This is a genomic window from Polaromonas sp. UBA4122, assembly GCA_002381615.1.
GTDB lineage: Bacteria > Pseudomonadota > Gammaproteobacteria > Burkholderiales > Burkholderiaceae_C > Polaromonas.
Genome location: DFWY01000086.1, coordinates 14,925 through 34,251 on the forward strand (window position 1 = coordinate 14,925; position 19,327 = coordinate 34,251).

17 protein-coding genes and 1 pseudogene are annotated in these 19,327 nt (G+C 59.6%); 9 read left to right on the forward strand and 9 right to left on the reverse strand.

The genetic code is table 11. The features are described 5' to 3' along the window. The first annotated feature begins 4 nt into the window (after positions 1-4). Complete coding sequence (gene queC, locus B3F77_RS11795) at positions 5-712, forward strand: 7-cyano-7-deazaguanine synthase QueC (protein ID WP_293605137.1); 708 nt, start codon at positions 5-7, stop codon at positions 710-712. On the opposite strand, the gene B3F77_RS11800 is transcribed toward queC, so the two are convergent. The 5 genes from B3F77_RS11800 to ilvA form a co-directional block, all read right to left on the reverse strand. Then, on the reverse strand, positions 685-1,011 hold the full coding sequence (locus B3F77_RS11800) for an antibiotic biosynthesis monooxygenase family protein (protein ID WP_293605138.1): 327 nt from the start codon (positions 1,009-1,011) through the stop codon (positions 685-687). The genes queC and B3F77_RS11800 overlap by 28 nt on opposite strands. After that, entirely contained in the window at positions 1,008-2,834 is a 1,827-nt protein-coding gene (locus B3F77_RS11805) for an ABC transporter ATP-binding protein/permease (RefSeq protein WP_293605139.1), read from the reverse strand. The genes B3F77_RS11800 and B3F77_RS11805 overlap by 4 nt, the downstream gene beginning before the upstream one ends. A 33-nt stretch (positions 2,835-2,867) precedes the next feature. Further along, entirely contained in the window at positions 2,868-3,797 is a 930-nt protein-coding gene (locus tag B3F77_RS11810; protein ID WP_293605140.1) for a 5'-nucleotidase, read from the reverse strand. Between the two features lie 227 nt (positions 3,798-4,024). Next, a complete protein-coding gene (locus B3F77_RS11815) occupies positions 4,025-4,288 on the reverse strand; it encodes a cysteine-rich CWC family protein (protein WP_293605141.1) in 264 nt (87 codons plus the stop codon). Between the two features lie 12 nt (positions 4,289-4,300). Next, the gene (gene ilvA, locus B3F77_RS11820) at positions 4,301-5,947 is read right to left on the reverse strand and encodes a threonine ammonia-lyase, biosynthetic (protein ID WP_293605142.1); all 1,647 of its coding nucleotides are present in this window, start codon (positions 5,945-5,947) and stop codon (positions 4,301-4,303) included. Between the two features lie 266 nt (positions 5,948-6,213). Between ilvA and B3F77_RS11825 the strand changes: the two genes are divergently transcribed. Next, positions 6,214-6,672: an OsmC family protein gene (locus B3F77_RS11825; protein WP_293605143.1), complete on the forward strand. Its 459-nt coding sequence runs from the start codon at positions 6,214-6,216 to the stop codon at positions 6,670-6,672. A 337-nt stretch (positions 6,673-7,009) separates the two neighbouring features. Here B3F77_RS11825 and coq7 read toward each other — a convergent pair whose 3' ends face one another. Together coq7 and B3F77_RS11835 are read right to left on the reverse strand one after the other, a co-directional pair. Further along, positions 7,010-7,639, reverse strand: a complete 630-nt coding sequence (gene coq7 / locus B3F77_RS11830; protein WP_293605144.1) for a 2-polyprenyl-3-methyl-6-methoxy-1,4-benzoquinone monooxygenase — start codon at positions 7,637-7,639, stop codon at positions 7,010-7,012. 232 nt (positions 7,640-7,871) lie between these two features. Then, complete coding sequence (locus tag B3F77_RS11835; protein ID WP_293605145.1) at positions 7,872-9,146, reverse strand: porin; 1,275 nt, start codon at positions 9,144-9,146, stop codon at positions 7,872-7,874. A 651-nt stretch (positions 9,147-9,797) separates the two neighbouring features. Between B3F77_RS11835 and B3F77_RS11840 the strand changes: the two genes are divergently transcribed. The 4 genes from B3F77_RS11840 to B3F77_RS11855 all read left to right on the forward strand — a co-directional run bounded on the left by B3F77_RS11840 (position 9,798) and on the right by B3F77_RS11855 (position 13,651). Further along, positions 9,798-10,976 carry a porin gene (locus tag B3F77_RS11840; RefSeq protein ID WP_293605146.1) on the forward strand — a complete coding sequence of 393 codons (1,179 nt, stop codon included), beginning with the start codon at positions 9,798-9,800 and terminating at the stop codon, positions 10,974-10,976. 275 nt (positions 10,977-11,251) lie between these two features. After that, a complete protein-coding gene (locus B3F77_RS11845; RefSeq protein WP_293605147.1) occupies positions 11,252-12,523 on the forward strand; it encodes a M20 aminoacylase family protein in 1,272 nt (423 codons plus the stop codon). 334 nt (positions 12,524-12,857) lie between these two features. Beyond that, positions 12,858-13,190: a four-helix bundle copper-binding protein gene (locus tag B3F77_RS11850; RefSeq protein ID WP_026780934.1), complete on the forward strand. Its 333-nt coding sequence runs from the start codon at positions 12,858-12,860 to the stop codon at positions 13,188-13,190. Positions 13,191-13,225: 35 nt separating this feature from the next. Then, on the forward strand, positions 13,226-13,651 hold the full coding sequence (locus B3F77_RS11855) for a DUF305 domain-containing protein (protein WP_293605148.1): 426 nt from the start codon (positions 13,226-13,228) through the stop codon (positions 13,649-13,651). Between the two features lie 148 nt (positions 13,652-13,799). Here the strand turns inward: B3F77_RS11855 and B3F77_RS11860 are convergent, their stop codons facing one another. Together B3F77_RS11860 and zwf are read right to left on the reverse strand one after the other, a co-directional pair. Continuing rightward, positions 13,800-14,645: a MurR/RpiR family transcriptional regulator gene (locus B3F77_RS11860; protein WP_293605149.1), complete on the reverse strand. Its 846-nt coding sequence runs from the start codon at positions 14,643-14,645 to the stop codon at positions 13,800-13,802. A gap of 152 nt (positions 14,646-14,797) precedes the next feature. Beyond that, positions 14,798-16,267 carry a glucose-6-phosphate dehydrogenase gene (gene zwf, locus B3F77_RS11865; RefSeq protein ID WP_293605150.1) on the reverse strand — a complete coding sequence of 490 codons (1,470 nt, stop codon included), beginning with the start codon at positions 16,265-16,267 and terminating at the stop codon, positions 14,798-14,800. Between the two features lie 140 nt (positions 16,268-16,407). Here zwf and tal point away from each other — a divergent pair, with 140 nt between their 5' ends. The 3 genes and pseudogenes from tal to B3F77_RS11880 form a co-directional block, all read left to right on the forward strand. Next, on the forward strand, positions 16,408-17,355 hold the full coding sequence (gene tal, locus B3F77_RS11870; RefSeq protein ID WP_293605151.1) for a transaldolase: 948 nt from the start codon (positions 16,408-16,410) through the stop codon (positions 17,353-17,355). Positions 17,356-17,363: 8 nt separating this feature from the next. Then, entirely contained in the window at positions 17,364-18,914 is a 1,551-nt protein-coding gene (gene pgi / locus B3F77_RS11875) for a glucose-6-phosphate isomerase (RefSeq protein ID WP_293605152.1), read from the forward strand. Beyond that, positions 18,887-19,327, forward strand: a pseudogene (locus tag B3F77_RS11880) (glucose-6-phosphate isomerase); the annotation flags it as partial. The gene pgi and the pseudogene B3F77_RS11880, both read left to right, overlap by 28 nt.

Sequence of the window (19,327 nt, forward strand, 5' to 3'; positions counted from 1 at the left end):
TCTCATGCACACCTCGGCACTTGTTCTTTTTTCCGGCGGTCAGGACTCCACCACCTGCCTGGCGCAGGCGCTTTCCAAATACGAGCGCGTTGAAACCATCGCGTTTGACTACGGTCAGCGCCACAAGGTCGAGCTGCAGGCGCGCCTGAATGTGCTGCGCGAAATCAAGACCCGGTTTCCACAATGGGCGCCCAGAATGGGGGAAGACCACCTGCTGGACCTCGCCGTGCTGGGGCAGGTCAGCGAATGCTCGCTGACGCGCGACATGGCCTTCAAAATGGAAAGCTCCGGCTTGCCCAATACCTTTGTGCCGGGGCGCAACCTGCTGTTTTTGACGTTGGCGGCCGCATTGGCGTACCGGCGCGAGCTGCAGGTCCTGGTCACGGGGGTATGCGAAACCGACTTTTCGGGTTACCCCGACTGCCGCGACGACACCATGAAGGCCATGCAACTGGCGCTTTCGCTGGGCATGGATAAACGCTTTCTGGTCGAGACGCCGCTGATGTGGATTGACAAGGCCGACACCTGGCGCCTGGCCCATTCGCTGGGCGGCCAAGTGCTGGTGGACCTGATCATCGAGCACACCCACAGCTGCTACCTGGGAGACCGCGAGCACCGGCACGCCTGGGGCTATGGCTGCGGGCAGTGTCCGGCCTGTGCGCTGCGGTCGCGCGGCTTTGTGGCCTATGCGGCGTCTTTGTCAAAACCGTAATCGCGCTCGACTTTGGCGATGCGGGTTTTGTATTGGCGGTACCAGTCGCTGCGCCCGGTTTTCTGGGCAATCTGATGTTCCGCGTGCGCCTTCCAGGCTTTAATCGCTTCAAGGCTTTGCCAGTAACTCACCGTAATTCCGACCCCGTCGCGGGCCGACTCAATACCCAGAAACCCCGGCTGCTCGGCGGCCAGTGCGACCATGCGCTCGGCCATGTCGCCATAACCCTGGTCGATGTCGGTGCGCAGGGTGGTGAATATCACGGCGTAGTAGGGTACGGACGGTGTGGTGGCAATCATTCGCGTCTTTCGTTAAGTTGATACAAGGCGGGCGAGCCTTCCGGCAGTTTTTCAAGTTCCCAGAGCTTGTTGTGAAAAGCCGCCACGCTGGGGCGGTGGGCGATGGAAACCATGCCGCCCTTGGCCGCCTTGACCTGCGCCAGCAGTTTTTCGTGCAGCGTTTTCTCGGCCACCTCGTCCAGCGCACTGGTCGCTTCGTCGGCAAAAATCCAGCTGGGTTTCTTCAGCAGCACCCGGGCAATGGCCAGGCGTTGCTGCTCGCCACCCGACAGCTTCTGGCTCCAGGCGTCCTGGTCATCGAGTCGGCTGGTCAGCTTCGGCAGCAGCGCGTCTCCAAGGGCCTGCTTGAGGGCTTCGTCGCAGTACTGCGCGGCCGGCTGCGGGTACGCCAGCGCATCACGCAGCGTGCCATCGGGGAAGTAGGGGCGCTGCGGAATGAACATGGCGTTTGCCGGTACATGGGTCTGGCCTTTTGCAAACGGCCAGATGCCTGCCAGGGCACGGAACAGCGTGGACTTGCCACTGCCTGATGGGCCTTTGACGAGCACGCTTTCGCCGGGACCGGCCTTCAGTGACACGCCGCTCAGCAGGGTCGCGCCCGTCGGCAGCGCCAAGCTCAGGCCGCTGACCGCCAGCGTGTCGGCACCGGCCAAGGGATTTTCGTTGTTTGCTATCACATTGATAGCTGTCCGAACCCGTCCTTGTTGGACAAGGCTTGAAATATTGTCTTCAAAACTGGTCAGGCGGTCGGTCGTGGCGCGCCACGCGGCCAGGCTGCTGTAGTTGTCGACCAGCCAGCTGAGCGAGTCTTGCACCCGCCCGAAGGCCGACGATATTTGCATCAGTTCCCCGAGCTGGATGGCGCCGCTGAAAAAGCGCGGTGCCGCCACGATGAAGGGAAAGACCACGGCGGCCTGGCCAAAAAAGTTGGTAAACCACACCAGGTTTTTTTGCGCCTTGATCAGCTTGAGGTAGTTGGCCAGCACGGCGGAAAAGCGGGTGTCAAGGTGTGCCCGTTCCACGGCTTCGCCTTTGTCCAGCGCGATGGATTCGCTGTATTCGCGTACCCGCACCATGTGGTGGCGAAAGTCGGCCTCAACGCGCTGCTGCTGGAAGTTGAGCTTGATCTGCGGCCGGCCGATGTAGTGGGTGACGATGCTGCCCACGACACAATAGAGCACGGCCATCCAGACCATGAAGCCCGGAATGCTGTAGGAAGTGCCGCTCAGCGTGAACGCGAACGCGCCTGAGAGCGACCAGAGAATGCCGACAAAACTGAGCAGCGTGACCACGGCATTGAGCAGGCCCATGCTCAGCGAAATGCTGTAGGTGGTAAACAGGTTGATGTCCTCCTGAATCCGCTGGTCCGGATTGTCTGGCGCATTGGCGGTATTCGAGCCGCCGTTGTCCGCACCGGTAAAGCGTGCCAGCTCCAGCTGGTAAAAGGCATGGTCGGCCAGCCAGCGCTGCAGGTAATGCGTCGTCATCCATGCGCGCCAGCGCATCTCCAGCAGCTGCGTCAGGTAGAAACGGTAAACGGCGATGATGATGAAGGCGAACGCCAGGTAGGTGAATCGCCCCAACTGCGTCCAGAACACCGCCGCGTCCTTGTTTTGCAGAGCGTCGTAAAACACCCGGTTCCAGTCATTGATCAGCACCAGCATGTAGACCGCGCCCAGGTTGAGCAGGACGATGGCCAGCAGCAGGCCGCGGGCTTTCCATTTGTCTTCTGACCTGAAGTAAGGTGCCGACAGGGCCCAGACCCTGGCGCTGAACCGCCTGAAGGCGCTGAATTTGGTGGAGATGCGTGAGAGTAGATTCATTCAGAAAGTCGTGGTTGAACCAGGTTGGAAGCGTCAGGACAGTTGGTTGGACACGCCGCTGGCCACATGGCCAGCGGGCACATGCTGGGCCGCCGAATGGACATGGCCGGTCTGGTCGTCAAAGAAAAAGTCGGGTTCAAATTCGCGCAGAAACTCGCCCTTTGCCAGGCCGCCGAGGAACATGGCTTCATCGATCTCGATATTCCAGTCCATCAGCGTGCGGATGGCGCGCTCGTGCGCCGGGGCGCTACGCGCGGTCACCAGTGCGGTGCGGATACGCATTTGCGGTGTGCCGTCTTGCTGCAGGCGATGCAGCGCTTTCAGCAAGGGCATGAAGGGGCCAGGGGGCAGCGGTTTTGCCGCCAGCTTGCGCTCATGCTTTTGAAAGGCCTCCAGGCCGTCGCGCTGGAACACCCGCTCGGCCTGGTCAGAAAACAGCACCGCATCGCCGTCAAACGCAATGCGAACCTCGTTGGGATAGCTGCTTTTGGCGTGGACTGAGTGCGTGGCGACGGTCGCCGCCGCAAAGCCTGCATCCAGCGCAGCCCTCACGTCCTCGGGGTTGGCTGACAAAAACAGATTGGCCTGCAAGGCCCGCAGGTAGTTATACGGCGCACGGCCCTTGGTGAACACGCCGCGCTCCAGCTTGAGCTTGTTGACGTCGGCCGAGCGAAACACCCGCAGCCCGGACACCGGGTCATTACGCGAAAGCATCACCACTTCCACCCGTTTGATCTCCGTGTTGAAAGCCAGCAGCTTTTTGATCAGTGAAAACGCCACGCCAGGCCTGGCAGGCAGGTCCAGCCGGTCCAGCTGGAGTTGCATGTAAGCCCCGTCTTTTTTGGCGCCCTGTGCCGGTTCTTCCGTCAGGCCGGTTTCAAAAACGCGGTTTTCTTCTTCAAAATCAAACAGGGCGCGCGATGAGATCGCCACCACGAGCTGACCATCGAGATTTGCTGCCATAGTGATGCCTTGGTCCGTAGTGTGCTGTTAGCCGATTGGCAACTCCAGTGTCCGCCATTGTCCATAATCCGGCCTGTTCAATGTGACCCACGATCTGTGTGAGAAGTTTCACCGCCCGGATGACGCCAGCGTGCGTGATCTACCGCGTGTCTGCCGGGCCCCGCAGTTGTCAGCCGCGTGAGCAGCAGGGCAGTAGCCTGGCCCCCAGCGGGAAGTCGGTGCTGGGCTCAATCGTGGGCAGGCGCGGGGGTTGGGGTTCGCTCATCGGTGATCTGTTTGAGGCAGGCGGGACAAAAACACGAGGCTGCGCTGTTGTCCGGTTGCAAGGGCAGGGGCCGGGCGGCAGGAACAGGCATCACATGAGGCAACTGCGTACACCAGCACTCGGCGTCTCCAGCCACGTTGCTGCAACGAAAGCCAGCGCAGCAGCGTGGGCACAGCGACGAATTTGGCAACTCAGCTTCTGGTAATAACGCGCCCGGTGAAGTCATGGCAGCATCCGGTCAGCTCTGCAAAAACAGCCGGTACACCGGGTTGTCGGTTTCTTCGACATGGGGGTAGCCCAAGGTGTCCAGAAATTCCTTGAAGGCCTTGTTGTCGGCCTTGGGAACCTGCAAGCCCACCAGAATACGCCCGTAGTCGGCACCCTGGTTGCGGTAGTGAAACAGACTGATGTTCCAGCCCGGGCGCATGCTGGACAAAAACTTCATCAGTGCGCCCGGCCGCTCGGGAAATATGAAACGCAGCAAACGCTCGTCTTTGGACAGCGCGCTGTGCCCGCCCACCATGTGGCGAATGTGTTCCTTGGCCAGCTCGTCATGCGTGAGGTCGAGCGCCTTGAAGCCGTGGCGTGAAAAATTGGCGGCAATTTTGCTGCTCTCGCCCTTGGCCGATGTGGTCAGGCCCACAAACACATGGGCGTTGGCATCGTCACTGATGCGGTAGTTGAATTCGGTCACATTCCGCGGGCCACCTCCTGACGAAATGGGCAACTCGCCAATCAGCTCGCAAAACCGCCGGAAGCTGCCGCGCTCTTCGGGAATCGTCACGGCAAACAGGGCCTCGCGTTCCTCGCCCACTTCGGCCCGCTCGGCGACAAAGCGCAGGCGGTCAAAGTTCATGTTGGCGCCGCACAAAATGGCGGCGTAGGTTTCGCCTTTGGTCTTGTGGGTGGCCACATACTGCTTGATCGCGGCCACGGCCAGCGCACCCGCGGGCTCCACGATGCTGCGGGTATCGACAAACACATCCTTGATGGCGGCGCAGACCGCGTCGGTATCGACGGTGATGTAGTCGTCCACCAGTTCGCTGCTGATGCGGAAGGTTTCTTCGCCCACCAGCTTGACGGCCGTGCCATCTGAAAACAGGCCCACGTCGCTCAGGGTCACACGCTTTTTCGCGTGTACCGACTGGATCATGGCGTCGGAGTCGTTCATCTGCACGCCGATCACCTTGATCTCGGGCCGCACGGCCTTGATGTAGTTGGCCACGCCAGAGATCAGTCCGCCGCCGCCTATGGCCACAAACACCGCATCCAAGCGGTTGGAGCCCAAGCTTTGCAGTTGTCGCAGGATTTCCATGGCAATCGTGCCCTGGCCGGCAATCACGTCCGGGTCGTCAAACGGGTGCACAAAAGTAAGCCCCAGTTTTTTCTCAAGCACCACGGCGTGGACATGGGCATCCGAGTAGCTGTCGCCGTGCAGCACGACCTCGCCGCCCCAGCCTTTGACCGCGTCAATCTTGACTTGCGGTGTGGTCGTCGGCATCACAATCACGGCGCGGGTGCCGAGTTTTTGCGCGCTTAGCGCCACCCCTTGGGCGTGGTTACCGGCCGAGGCGCAGATCACGCCTTTTTTGAGCTGTGCTGGGCTCAGGTGGGCCATCTTGTTGTAGGCACCCCGCAGCTTGAAGCTGAACACCGGCTGCTGGTCTTCGCGTTTTAACAGCACGGTGTTGTTCAGGCGCTGACTCAGGTTTTTTGCCGGCTCCAGGCTTGACTCCACCGCCACGTCATAAACCCGTGCCGTGAGGATTTTTTTCAGGTAATCAGCGGGCTTGAGCCCCTTGGCAGAAGGCTTTCCAAACGGTTTCCTGGATGGTTTGGTGCTTCGGGATGCAGGGTGCTTGGTGGTCGGGGTGTTGGTGGGCATGTTTTTTTCTCGCAACCTGACATCATAGTGGCCAGGAAATGGGCAAAAAAAAAGACCCAGACCTTGCGGTCTGGGCCTATAAATCCACCCTTTGAGGAGGTGGAGGAGACAACCAGTGCAAAAATACGTTGAGTCGGTGATGACAGTCCGCATTGATGCAATGGTTTTAGTATAGCGGAGCGGTGCTGCGCTGCACAATACTTTGTAGCGGAAACTAAGCATTTCCGTGGGTTATTAATAAATGTTTTGCATAAGGAATTGCGTGTATGGAATGCACAGTGAGCTGGACAGGCACAAAGGCGGCGACCGGGTTGCGCTCAGGCATGACGTTTCTCGCCGAAACCGGCAGTGGCCACACCCTGGTGATGGACGGCGCGCCCGATGCCGACAAGCCGGAAAATGGTGGCGCCAACTTGGCGCCACGCCCCATGGAAACCATGCTGGCGGGCACGGGCGGTTGCACCGCGTATGACGTGGTGCTGATTCTCAAGCGCGGCCGCCATGATGTACGCGGCTGCTCGGTCAAGCTCAGCTCCGAAAGAGCCCCCGCAGACCCCAAGGTGTTCACCAAAATTCACATGCATTTTGTGGTGACGGGGCGCGGCTTGGCCGCCAGCGCCGTGGAACGCGCCATTGCCATGAGCCACGACAAATACTGCTCGGCCACTATCATGCTGGCCAAAACGGCAGAAATTAGCACCAGCTTTGAACTGATCGAGGCTTGAAGCTGTTTTGGCATCTGGCGCCCGAAAAATGGGCGCCAGATGCTATTAAATTTAGAGCAGCTTCGAAATTCGGCGCAGGTCGCATCCGATCGGTGCCATTAAACCTAGAAACGACAGCTGGACGCGCCCGTGGGTGCTGTGATTGGCGAGCCAGACAAGGCGCGACAATGCAGCGGGCTATTGCCCGCAAGGCGGAGTAACGCTGTATGGCGCGGCAAGCGCAGTGCCATCGGGTGCGTAGCGCTCTGACCCAAAAGGTGAACGTGATCGAAGGCAAGAAAGCTGGATTTCATGCGGATTTACCAAAGTAATCAAGCGGTCAGCTGCCGTTTTTAGGTTATATCCGGTGCGCCACCGTCGTCATCACCCGGGCCGCCGAGCGCATCAGCAGCTTTACCGGCGTCGGCAGTTGCATCGCGCCCGCATCGTCCGCTGCCCGTGCATGCCGCGCCTCGTCGTCCTTCATTTGCGCCACGATGGCGCGGGACTCGTGATCGCCTTCAGGCAGGCGCTCCAGCTGGCTCTCCAGATGGGCTTCGACCTGACGCTCAGTCTCCACCACAAAGCCCAGGCTCACGCCGTCGCCCAGCCGGCTGGCGACCAGGCCTAGCCCAAAGGCGCCTGCGTACCAGAGCGGGTTGAGCAGGGAGGGGCGGGCACCGAGCTCGTCTAGCCGGTCCCTGGTCCAGGCGAGGTGATCGCCTTCTTCCCGGCTGGCTTTCAGAAACTGCTCGCGCAGAACCGGGTCGCGCGTGCCCAGCGCCTGCGCGGCATACAGCGCCTGCGCGCAGACCTCGCCCACATGGTTGACCCGCATCAGCGCACCAGACAGGGCTTTGTCCTGCGAGCTCAGGTCGGTAGCCTGGGCTGCCACCGTGGGGCAGGTTCGGCTGGCGCGGGGTTTGGCAAACAGCGTGCGCAGTACGCCGTCCGCGGCGTTCAGTGCGAAATCAAGTGAAGGTTTCATGGGGCTCTCTCATTGGGCGGTCGTAGGGCAGAGTGAAAAACTATGCTGTCAGGTCTGCAGGGCTTGTAGGCCACCGGTATTTTTTTTCAGGCCGCTTGTGTGCAACGCCCCAGAAAAATGACCTTCAGCGCAATGGTAGCGCCTATGCAGAAAAATGGACAGGCAACAAAAAAGCCCCCAAAAAGGAGGCTTTCAAGTGCGGCGATTCAGGCCGCAAGGCCGAAACCGGCGATCAGAAGGTGTGGCGAATACCGAAGGCCACGTTGGTGGAGCCGGTACCCGCAGTGGCCGTCACGCCGCCCAGAAAGCCGTTTCCGCCGGGTGCAGCCTGGCCATTGCCTTTGTTGTTGAAGCGTGTCAGCACCGCATTCAGGTTGGTGCGTTTGGACAAGGCGTAGGTATAAGTCGCGCCGTAGGAATCGGTGTCGGCATTGCTTGCCAGCTTGTCGTCCAGGCGGTTGTAGGCAACGACCACGGTGTGAACGCCGCTGGTAAGACGGTAACCGATATGCATGAGCTTGGCATCCTGCTTGAACGCATTGTTGTAAGCGTTTTGGAATGCACTACCGACGGCGGCGCTGCCTGTCGCGCCCGTAATGGTGGCGCCAATGGTCGACAAGCCGGTGGGGTTCTCATCTTTGATGGTGGCATATTGCCCGTACAGGGTGCCAGGACCCACATCCACCGATGCGCCGAGTACGTTGTTCTCCAGGGAGTCCTGGCCCAGCTCGTTCTTGCGCTGGTTGCGGGCAAGCCCCGCAGAAAATCCATTGCCCTTGTAAATCACCATGCCGCCCCAGAAGCGACCCGCAGAGCTGTTGCCTGCCACTTCGCCCGCGCCGTACATCAAGGTTGCGGTGATGCCGCCTGTTTTGATGCCGTATTGCAGGGTATTGCTCAAGCGAATGTCAAAACCGGAGGGGAAGCTGGCGATCTGGCCCACCGCCAGGCTCGACTGTGTTTGGGACGCGTCAAACGCTGCGCCAGTCAGGTAGGCCGGTGTGTACTGACGGCCGAGAGTAAATGCGCCGAAGGGGGTAATCAGGCCGGTGAAGGCCTGACGGTCAAATAAGCGGTTGCCCGAGGCGCCTACATTGACCCCCAAATTGTCGGCAATTGACGTATTGACAGTTTTAATAAGTATGGCAGTTGGTACCTGAGGAGGAAATTGCGGCAATCCAAGCCCTGCAGCAGTGGACATGCGATCAGGCAGCTGCGTGCCAGAAGCGGGCCTATTGGAAACCGAACCCGTATCCAGCTCCAACCGGTTTTCCAGCGTAAAAATGGCTTTGTAGCCACCGCCAAGATCTTCTGTACCGCGCAGACCCCAGCGCGAACCTTCCATGATGCCGCTGGCAATATAGGTGGACGACCTATCTCCCAGGCCGCTCACATAGTTGATGCCGCCGTCAAGAATGCCATACAGGGTCACGGTGCTTTGCGCCATAGCAGCAGTGGAGGACAAAATTCCCAGGACGGCGGTTGCAACAAAGGTCAGTTTTTTCATGGAGTCTCCAAAGAGTTGTAATTAAAGGTGAAATCTTCGCAGTTGTCGTGAATTCTCAGGCTAGCTCGATGACTGAGAGATTAATTGCGATGCAGCAGGCCGTAAAGAGTGGCATTACCGGGCTTATCACTTTTGCGACAGGGGAAAACCCTTTGTTGGTCAACGCGGCAGGCGGCCAAAAACAGTTGCGCGCGTTGTGCCGCTTGCGGGCTTTTCTCCTCTGAGGCGCCGGTTTTTTGAACGAGCAAAGTCGCTTCTGGCAAGCCGCTCGTCACGACGCGCGTGGCCAGTCAGGTTTTTGCCTCTATTTTTCAGGATGCGTGGCATCCATGCGACAGGTGGCCGTTGGCACTTATCATTTGCGTTGGTGTGCGGTATGCCGGAGATTTTTGTTACATATTGATCCAAAGACCTTTCGGGACCGAAATGCCTGCCATGCTGCCTCGTGGGTGCTCCATGGCCGTGTTGTGTTGTATCTCTTCCACGGCCGGTAATGACTTGTTGCTGATGTGCAACAAACAAGGAATTTTTAGGCTGTTTTCTTTGCGCGACGGCGCCGGGTCTGGTGCAATAGACCCAACTTCCTAAATGGAGGTTGGCCCGGGGATCCACAATCCTGGAGCCCTATGTTTAACCTTGGAGAAATTTCTCATGAAAAAAACCCTTATCGCTTTGGCTGCACTCGGTGCAATGGCTGGTGCAGCACATGCACAATCGACCGTGACCCTCTACGGTTTGCTCGACGCTAACTTCGGCGGCTTCAAAACCAACTCCGCTTCTGCTTCTACCCCTACCCCTACCATCCAGAACCTGACCCAGACCAAAATTGAATCCGGTGGTTTGAATGGTTCCCGTTGGGGCATGCGCATGAGCGAAGACCTCGGTGGTGGCATGGCTGCTATTGGTAACCTCGAAAGCGGTATCAACCTCGATACAGGTGTCAACACACAAACTGGTGTGCTGTTCGGCCGTCGCGCCAACGTCGGTCTGTCCAGCGGTTTTGGTACCGTGACCCTTGGTCGCAACTCCAGCTCTTATGACGACGTCTCTGCTGACCACGCCATGATGGGCCAGTCGATTTTCGACCCGTCCAACGTGAACAATGGTATTACGTCTGATGCCGCACAAACTGCTGTTACTGCTGTCTCCGCAGCTGCTCCTGTTAATGCTACCAACGCAACGGCAATTGCAAACCTCCTGAACCGCGGTGGCCGTACATGGCTCGGTTACGCTACCCGCTTTGACAACAGCGTCAAATACATCAGCCCTAACTTCAGTGGTTTCAGCGGTTCCGCCATGTACGCTTTCGGCGAAAACAAAACGACGACTCAAGATGCTACCAAAAGCATTTCGGCTAACCTGAAATACGCCAATGGTCCTCTGCTGGTTTCTGGTGGCTATCAGGCCGAAGGTACGCGCACTACTCTAGCCAATGACGCTAAAGTAGAAAACACCCTGTTGAGCGTCGCCTATGACTTCGGCGTGGCAAAAGTGGGTGCGGGTTTCAACCGTGCGAAATTCAAGGACGTTTTCAAGGCTGACGGTACCCAACTGGCTGCCCAGAACGAATGGAACCTGAGCGTTGCAGTGCCTCTGGGTGCTACCACCCTGAGCGCTGGTTATGCCCAGTCCAAAGGTGACGACCTCGGCAAGAGCACCGGCTTCGGTGTCCAGGCTCTGTACGCTCTGAGCAAGCGCACGACCCTGTACGCAGGTGGCCTGAGCAGCAAGGCGTATGACAATCTGGCTGACAAAACTGCCGCCAAGTATGTCGGTAGCGACATCGGCCGCGCCACGACCTACGCCGTGGGCATGCGCCACACGTTCTAATTGGACTCTGGCCTAGCGCCAGTATCTGATGAGAATTCAAAAGCCGTTTCGGGGAAACCCGGAGCGGCTTTTTTTATGTTCATGGTTTTTTTGCCCAAATTTCTGCATCGGGTCTTCTGCAACTACATGCAGGCATGGAAACCCCCGATAGTTACTGCGTTAACTATTCAAGACTAGTATTTGGTATTTGCTGAACCCAGGATTCAACTGACATGCGCGTTCCGGCCACTCCACCAACGGTTTTATCTTCCCTGCTTTCTGATGGGCCAGACACCTTGCACGCCGACCGACCGACCCAGTTGCGCGCCAATGGCCGCGCCTTTGCACAAATTGCGCAATTCCATCCGGAGCTGACGGCGTTTCGGCGCGACTTGCACGCGCACCCGGAGCTTGGCTTTGAAGAGGTTTACACCTCCAGCCGGGTGGCGCATGCGCTCAAGCTGTGCGGCGTTGACGAGGTGCACACGGGCATCGGCAAGACAGGCGTGGTCGCCGTGATCAGGGGGCAGCAAACCGGCACAGCGTTCAAGTCCAGCGTCTGGCCGATGGTGGGCTTGCGGTCCGACATGGATGCGCTGCCCATGACCGAGCACAACGAGTTTGGCTGGAAATCGGCCAAAGCCGGGCTGATGCACGGCTGTGGCCACGACGGCCACACCACCATGCTGGTGGGCGCGGCCCGTTATCTGGCCGAAACACGCCGCTTTGCGGGCGATGCGGTGCTGGTGTTCCAGCCGGCAGAAGAGGGGCGCGGGGGGGCAAACGCCATGATCAAGGACGGGCTGTTCGAACGCTTCCCGGTACAGTCCATTTACGCCATGCACAACTGGCCGGCCATGCCGCCCGGCACCATAGGCATCAACCCCGGGCCCATGATGGCGGCGGCCGACCGCATCACGATCGAGATCACCGGCAAGGGCGGCCATGGCGCCCATGCTTATCTCACGGTCGATCCGGTGCTGGTGGCTGCGCACATCATCACGGCGGTGCAGAGCATTGTTTCGCGCAACGTGAAAGCCATGGACAATGCCGTGGTCAGCGTGTGCGCCATGCAGGCGGGCGATCTGGGCGCCATGAGCGTGGTGCCCGGCAATGCCACCCTGGTGGGCACCGTGCGCACCTTCAAGCCCGAGATACAAGAGCTGATAGAGCGGCGTTTGCGTGAGCTTTGCACATCGGTGGCGCAGGGTTTTGGGGCGACCGCTACGGTCAAGTACGAACGACTGTACCCGGCCACCATCAATTCACCGGCCGAGTACGCACTGGCGGCAGCGGTTGCTGACCAGCTCGTGGGCCCGGAAAATGTCGTGCATAACCTGGAGCCCAGCATGGGTGCGGAAGATTTCTCTTTCATGCTCAAAGTCAAGCCAGGCGCCTACCTGCGCCTCGGCCAGGGCGAGCAACTGCCCGATGGCAAGGGCGGCAGTGTGGGCGGCGTGGGCAGCCACTTTCTGCACAACAGCTGCTACGACTTCAACGACAGCATACTGCCGCTGGGCGCGGCGCTGTTTGCGGGGATCGTGGAACGCTCGCTGCCACTGGCCTGAAACCTGGCAAGGGCCTGTATGCTACTAATTTAATAGCTAATAGTCCACGGTTTTTATGGGTTTCAGTCATTACTGACGAATAATCCCTGGGATATCCGTTTTCTGACAAGCTCAAGTGCAAGCCGTACAGGATGTTCGCGCAATCTGTGCAGGCGCTGATTCCGGGTCTTTTGGGCGCTCGCTTTTTTACGTTGTCTTATCCGGCAAGCATGTGGTGAAGCCGCTGCAAACGACTACACCGCGATGGCGTGGCGCCTTACAACATGGTACTGACGCTTTACCGATAGTGATGAGTCTGTTCCGTCATTGTGTACCACCCTCCTGGAGAATCGAAATGGCTCACCAAAAATTTAACGCCTGCATAGAGGCCTGCAACGCATGCGCAGTCGCCTGCAATCACTGTGCGACTTCCTGCCTGCACGAGCAAGACGTCAAGATGATGGCACGTTGCATCGCCCTGGACATGGATTGCGCCCAAATTTGCGCGCTGGCTGCAGCAGCCATGGCGCGCGGCAGTGAACACAGCAAGGCCATTTGTGCCTTGTGCGCCGATATCTGCAAGTCGTGCAGCGACGAGTGTGCAAAACACACAATGGAGCACTGCCAGGCATGTGCAAAAGCCTGCCTCAAGTGCGCGGAAGAATGCCGCAAGATGAGCGCCGCCTGAAGAAGACAACCCCTGGAATGAATGAAGGAGTCCGCATGAACCACACACTTAACTACACCAAAATAGGCGGCGCCGCCCTCGTCGCACTGGCAGCCGCGCTGTTGCAGCCGCTGGCGCAGGCTCAACCAGCGCCGGCGACTGGCGCCAGCACGATGCCGGGCATGAGCAGCTCGTCGCCAATGGCCGGAGACATGGACATGAAAGCCCTGATGAAGGACATGAGTGACAAGATATCCTCGATGCCGATGACGGGTAATCAGGACGTCGACTTTGCCAAGATGATGAGTTTGCATCACCAGGGTGCTATCGATATGGCGGAACCCGAACTGCGCAGCGGCAAAGCGCCTGAGATGCGAAAGCTGGCCAAGGACATCATCGCTGCGCAGAAAAAGGAAATTACGCTCATTGACAAGTTCCTGGCCAAGCAAGCGGCTTCCTCAAAGGGCATGCCCTCCAAGTAGAGTGCATGACCACACGGTTGGTCAATGAGAGGCCTGCGCGGGTGAAGCCATGATCGGTGGCTGCACAGGGGGTGAATGGCCTGACGAGCGTCTTTGGTGTCATGGCGCGTGATCCGTGCGACCTCTTTGCCGCCACACCGCGTCCGCCTCAGGCATAGCGCTTGTTGCGCAAATTATTTTTCATTTCCTGCAGCAGCGGCTGCAGCTTGGCGCCTATACGCAGCGCCACGCAGGTGGCCAGAATGTCAATGATCATCAGGTGCATCAGGCGGGACACCATGGGGCTGTAGCGGTCATAGCCTTCGGGGTGGTCGGCCGCCAGGTGAATGTGCCCGGCCGCGGCGAGTGGCGAGCCGGTGGCGGTGATGACGATGGTGGTGGCGCCGTTTTTTCGGGCGATGTCGCAGGCGTCCATCAGGTCACGCGTGCGGCCTGAATTGGAAATTACCACCACGCAGTCACCGGGCCCGAGCAGCGAGGCGCTCATGACCTGCATGTGGCCGTCGCTGTAGGCAATGCTGGTAATGCCCAGTCTGAAAAATTTGTGCTGGGCGTCTTGCGCCACGATGCCGGAGTTGCCCACGCCGAAAAACTCGATGTGTTTGCCGGTGTTGTAGGCCGCCAGCAGTGCCTGTGTGGCTTTTTCGAAGGCCAGCGGGCTGGCATCATTGCGGTACTTTAAAAATGCGGCCACGGTGTTGTCAATGACCTTGACGATCACATCGGCGGTCTTGTCATCTGCATCCACGCTGCGGTGAATAAAGGGAACGCCCTCGCTCACGCTGCCCGCCAGCTTGAGCTTGAAGTCCGAGAGGCCGTCGTAGCCCACGCTGCGGCAAAACCGCACCACGGTCGGCTTGCTGACATGCGAGCGGCTGGCCAGCTCGGTGATGGGCAGGCTGGCAAACGCGCGCGGGTCAGCCAACACCAAGCGGCCCACCCGCTGTTCTGCAGGGGCCAGCGAGGGCAGGGATGCCTTGATCCGGTCAAGCATTGGGAACCCTTAGTGAGTCAGAAATTACAAACATACCCGTTTCGTCATCGCGAGCGAAGCGCGGCGATCCATCGTCGAAAAAGCGGGTTCATGGATTGCCACGCTTCGCTCGCAATGACGGGGAAGAGGTATTTCGGCAATTTCCATCTTCCTTAGCACTCTTCACTCCAGCAATAACCATCGCGGGCAATCATGGCGCTGGCGGCGCTTGGCCCCCAGGTTCCTGCGGCATAAGGGCGGGGCTTGGCGCTGTCGTTGCGCCACGCGTCCAGAATCGGCTCGACCCAGCGCCAGGCTTCTTCCTGCTCATCGCTGCGCACAAACAGGTTGAGCCGCCCGGCTATCACATCGAGCAGCAGCCGCTCGTAAGCGCCCACGCGCTCGGAGCCAAAGCGCTTGTCGAAATCAAGGTCGAGCTGAACCGGTGCCAGGGTCGGTGTGCCTCTGCCATGGCGCTGGTCGGCCCCCTGGGCCAGCAAATGCAGCTCCAGCCCGTCCTTGGGCTGCAAGTTGATCACCAGCCGGTTGTCCACATTCGAGCTCGCCAGGGGTGACTTGAAGATGGCATGGGGCGCTGGGCGAAAGTTCACCTCGATATGCGCGTCACTGCCGGCCAGCCGCTTGCCTGTGCGTATGTAAAACGGCACACCGGCCCAGCGCCAGTTGGCAATCTCGGTGCGCAGGGCCACAAAGGTTTCGGTGCGGCTGTCCGGGTCCACGCCTGGTTCATCGCGATAGGCGGGCACCGCCTCGCCCTCGATGCTGCCAGCGGCATACTGGCCGCGAATGACGTGCTGGCTCAGGGTTTCGGGCGTCCAGGCTTTCAGTGATCGCAAGACCTTGAGTTTTTCGTCACGGATGGCATCGGCGTGCGAGTTGATGGGCGGCTCCATGCCAATGGCACACAGCAGTTGCAGTGCATGGTTCTGCACCATGTCGCGCAGCGCACCGGTGCTGTCGTAAAACGCGCCGCGTTTTTCCACACCCAGCTCTTCTGCAATGGTGATCTGGATGTTGGCAATGTGCTCGCGCCGCCACAGGGGTTCAAACAGCGAATTGCCGAAGCGCAGGGCAAACAGGTTTTGCACCGCGGGTTTGCCCAGGTAATGGTCGATGCGGAATATCTGTTTTTCCGTGAGCACGCTGCGCACGGTTTCGTTGATGGCGCGGTTGGAGGCCAGATCATGGCCCAGCGGTTTCTCAAGCACCACCCGTGTTTGCGGGCCGTTCAGGCCGGCGGCGGCCATCTGCTCGCACACCACGGTAAAGAGACCGGGCGCCGTGGCCACATACATCACCACCACATCGGCGGGCCGCTGCTGCAGCTTGGCCGCAAGGTGGGCATAGTCGGCCGGGTTGGACAAGTCCATGCGCAGGTAACCGAGCAACGCCGCAAAGCGCGAAAACTCTTCCTCGCTGGGGCGCTTGGCCAGTTCGACGTGGTCAAAGCGGGCTTTGATCAGGGCCCGGTATTGGTCGTCAGACAAATCGTCGCGCGCCACACCCACAATGCGACCGCCCGCAGGCAGCGTGCCGTGGCGGAAGGCCTGAAACAGGGCAGGCATGATTTTTCGCCACGCCAGATCGCCGGTGCCGCCAAACAGGATAAGGTCAAAACTCATGATGAGAAATTGTCGTGGTAATAAAGTTTCATATTCTATGGGCATAATGGTAACTGCGCCTGTCTGATGCATGTGACCCCCACGTGTTTTACGATGGCTTCATCCTGCCAAACCTCGCGCTCTCTCTGAGCGTTCATGCCATGAATCAACTCGACACTCTCAAACAGTTCACCACCGTGGTGGCCGACACGGGCGACTTCAAACAGCTGGCCCAATTCAAGCCGCAAGACGCCACCACCAACCCTTCGCTGATCCTCAAGGCGGTGCAAAAGGCTGATTACCAGCCGCTGCTGCAGGACACGGTAGGCCGGTTCAAGGGCCGTGCGCTGGACGAAATCATCGACCGGCTGCTGGTGCGCTTTGGCTGCGAGATCCTGTCCATCATTCCGGGCCGCGTGTCAACCGAGGTGGATGCTCGCCTGAGCTTTGATGCCAACGCCATGGTCACGCGTGCCGAACGCCTGATCGAGCTGTACCAGGCCGAGGGCATTCACGTTGACCGGGTGCTGGTCAAGGTGGCCGCCACCTGGGAAGGCATTCAGGCCGCTGAAAAGCTGGAGCAGCGCGGCATCCATACCAACCTCACGCTGCTGTTTTCGTTCTGCCAGGCCGTGGCCTGCGGCCAAGCCAGGGTGCAGCTGATTTCACCGTTCGTGGGACGCATTTACGACTGGTATAAAAAGTCGGCTGGCACGGCCTGGGACGAGGCTGCGAATGCGGGTGCCAACGACCCCGGTGTGAAATCGGTGCGTCAGATTTACCACCATTACAAGCACTTTGGCATTGCCACGGAAATCATGGGCGCGAGTTTTCGCAATGTGGGCCAGATCACGGCGCTGGCGGGCTGCGACTTGCTGACCATCAGCCCCGAGCTGCTGGCCCAGCTGGCTGACTCCGACGCACCGCTGGCACGCGCGCTGGACGCCCATGCCGCGGCGGCGCTGGACTTGCCCGCAGTGAGTTTGGACGAAGCCGGTTTCCGTTACGCACTGAACCAGGATGCCATGGCCACCGAGAAGCTGGCCGAAGGCATACGCGCGTTTGCGCTTGATGCTGTCAAGCTTGAACAATTGATGCTGGCAGCCTAGGTCGCCCCATGAAACGATTACGTTGCGACCAGACGCCGGCGTGGGCGGCGCTGCAAGCCTGCTTTGAAGCCTCCGGCAAAAATTTCGACCTGCGCGATGCGTTTGCCGCAGACTCGCAGCGCTTTGCCCGTTTCAGCCAGGACGCGCCGCATGTCTTTGCGGATATGTCCAAAAACCTGATCGATGCCGACAGCCAGGCGCTGCTGCTGGACCTGGCGCGGCAATGCGGGCTTGAGCAGCAGCGCGACGCGATGTTTGCGGGCGAGCTGATCAACCGCACCGAGCATCGTGCCGCGATGCATTTTTTGTTAAGAAATACACCTCTGGACCAGACAGGACGTTCGCAAAAAGCTATAAAAAACATAGCAACTGAATGGCCGCAGGTTCACGCCACGCTGGACGCCATGCTGGCCTACGCGGAGCAGGTGCGTGGCGATGAAGCCATCACCGACATCGTCAACATCGGCATCGGCGGTTCGGACCTGGGGCCGCAAATGGCGGTGCTGGCCCTTAACGAATTTGCCACCAGGGCCAAGCGTTTTCACTTTGTCTCCAACGTCGATGGCGATGAGCTGGCGGGCGTGCTGGCCCAACTCAAACCGCGGAACACGCTGTTCCTGATTGCCTCCAAGACCTTCACCACCACCGAGACCATGACCAATGCCCATTCGGCCAGGATCTGGTTTGAGGCGCAGGGCGGCCATGACATTGGCCGCCATTTTGCCGCGCTGACGACCAATGTCGCTGCGGCGAATGAGTTTGGCATCACCACCACTTTCGGTTTCTGGGACTGGGTGGGCGGCCGCTATTCCCTGTGGTCCGCCATCGGCTTGCCGATTGCCATGGCGATTGGCGCAGGAGGTTTTCGTGAGTTTTTGGCGGGCGCGCACGCCATGGATGAGCACTTTCGCACGGCGGAACTGGCGCACAACCTGCCGGTGCGCCTAGGCCTGCTGGATGTCTGGTACCGCAACTTCCACGGTTTTACCAGCCGCAGTATTGCGCCTTACAGCAGTGCCTTGCGCCGCCTGCCAGCGTATTTGCAGCAGCTTGAAATGGAGAGCAACGGCAAGCGCGTGGATCGCGACGGCAACGCGGTGGATTACGATACCGGCATGGTGGTGTGGGGCGAACCCGGCACCAACGGCCAGCACGCCTTCTACCAACTCATCCACCAGGGCACACGCATGATCCCGGCGGATTTTCTCGCCCCGCTGCACAGCCAGAATCCGCTCGGCGAACACCACGCCATCCTGCTCGCCAACTGTTTCGCACAAACCGAAGCCTTGATGGTCGGCAAGACCGCAGCAGAAGCGCGCGCCGAACTGGAAGCACAGGGCATGCATGGCGAGGCGCTGGAAGCCCTGCTGCCGCACAAGGTGTTTCCCGGCAACAAACCGACCAACACCCTGCTGTTCGACAGACTCGATCCGCACACGCTGGGCATGCTGATCGCGCTTTACGAGCACAAAGTGTTCGTGCAAAGCGTGGTGTGGAACATCAACCCCTTCGACCAGTGGGGCGTGGAANNGAGAGCAACGGCAAGCGCGTGGACATGAGCGGCGAGGCCTTGCCGTTTGAAACGTCGCCAGTGCTGTGGGGTGAGCCCGGCACCAATGGCCAGCATGCGTATTTCCAAATGCTGCACCAGGGCACTTCGATCGTGCCGGTCGAGTTTGTGGCGGTCAAGCAAGCCGCGCACTATCCGCATGACATGCCGGGGCATCACGGCAAATTGCTGGCCAACGTGCTGGCCCAGGCGCAAGCCTTGATGCGTGGAAAAGAAGATGCGGGCGGGCACAGGCATTTCCCGGGCAACCGGCCCAGCACCTTCCTGCTGCTGGAGCAACTCACGCCCGCCAGCCTGGGCGCCCTGATTGCCCTGCAGGAGCACCGTGTGTTTGTCAGCGGTTCCATCTGGGGCATCAACAGCTTCGACCAGTGGGGCGTTGAGTTGGGCAAGGTGCTGGCC

Excerpts from the sequence above, each read along its gene's own strand:
- queC (WP_293605137.1), top strand. The coding sequence starts at position 5 with ATGCACACCTCGGCACTTGTTCTTTTTTCCGGCGGTCAGGACTCCACC.
- B3F77_RS11800 (WP_293605138.1), bottom strand. The coding sequence starts at position 1,011 with ATGATTGCCACCACACCGTCCGTACCCTACTACGCCGTGATATTCACC.
- B3F77_RS11805 (WP_293605139.1), bottom strand. The coding sequence starts at position 2,834 with ATGAATCTACTCTCACGCATCTCCACCAAATTCAGCGCCTTCAGGCGG.
- B3F77_RS11810 (WP_293605140.1), bottom strand. The coding sequence starts at position 3,797 with ATGGCAGCAAATCTCGATGGTCAGCTCGTGGTGGCGATCTCATCGCGC.
- B3F77_RS11815 (WP_293605141.1), bottom strand. The coding sequence starts at position 4,288 with ATGACTTCACCGGGCGCGTTATTACCAGAAGCTGAGTTGCCAAATTCG.
- ilvA (WP_293605142.1), bottom strand. The coding sequence starts at position 5,947 with ATGCCCACCAACACCCCGACCACCAAGCACCCTGCATCCCGAAGCACC.
- B3F77_RS11825 (WP_293605143.1), top strand. The coding sequence starts at position 6,214 with ATGGAATGCACAGTGAGCTGGACAGGCACAAAGGCGGCGACCGGGTTG.
- coq7 (WP_293605144.1), bottom strand. The coding sequence starts at position 7,639 with ATGAAACCTTCACTTGATTTCGCACTGAACGCCGCGGACGGCGTACTG.
- B3F77_RS11835 (WP_293605145.1), bottom strand. The coding sequence starts at position 9,146 with ATGAAAAAACTGACCTTTGTTGCAACCGCCGTCCTGGGAATTTTGTCC.
- B3F77_RS11840 (WP_293605146.1), top strand. The coding sequence starts at position 9,798 with ATGAAAAAAACCCTTATCGCTTTGGCTGCACTCGGTGCAATGGCTGGT.
- B3F77_RS11850 (WP_026780934.1), top strand. The coding sequence starts at position 12,858 with ATGGCTCACCAAAAATTTAACGCCTGCATAGAGGCCTGCAACGCATGC.
- B3F77_RS11855 (WP_293605148.1), top strand. The coding sequence starts at position 13,226 with ATGAACCACACACTTAACTACACCAAAATAGGCGGCGCCGCCCTCGTC.
- B3F77_RS11860 (WP_293605149.1), bottom strand. The coding sequence starts at position 14,645 with ATGCTTGACCGGATCAAGGCATCCCTGCCCTCGCTGGCCCCTGCAGAA.
- zwf (WP_293605150.1), bottom strand. The coding sequence starts at position 16,267 with ATGAGTTTTGACCTTATCCTGTTTGGCGGCACCGGCGATCTGGCGTGG.
- tal (WP_293605151.1), top strand. The coding sequence starts at position 16,408 with ATGAATCAACTCGACACTCTCAAACAGTTCACCACCGTGGTGGCCGAC.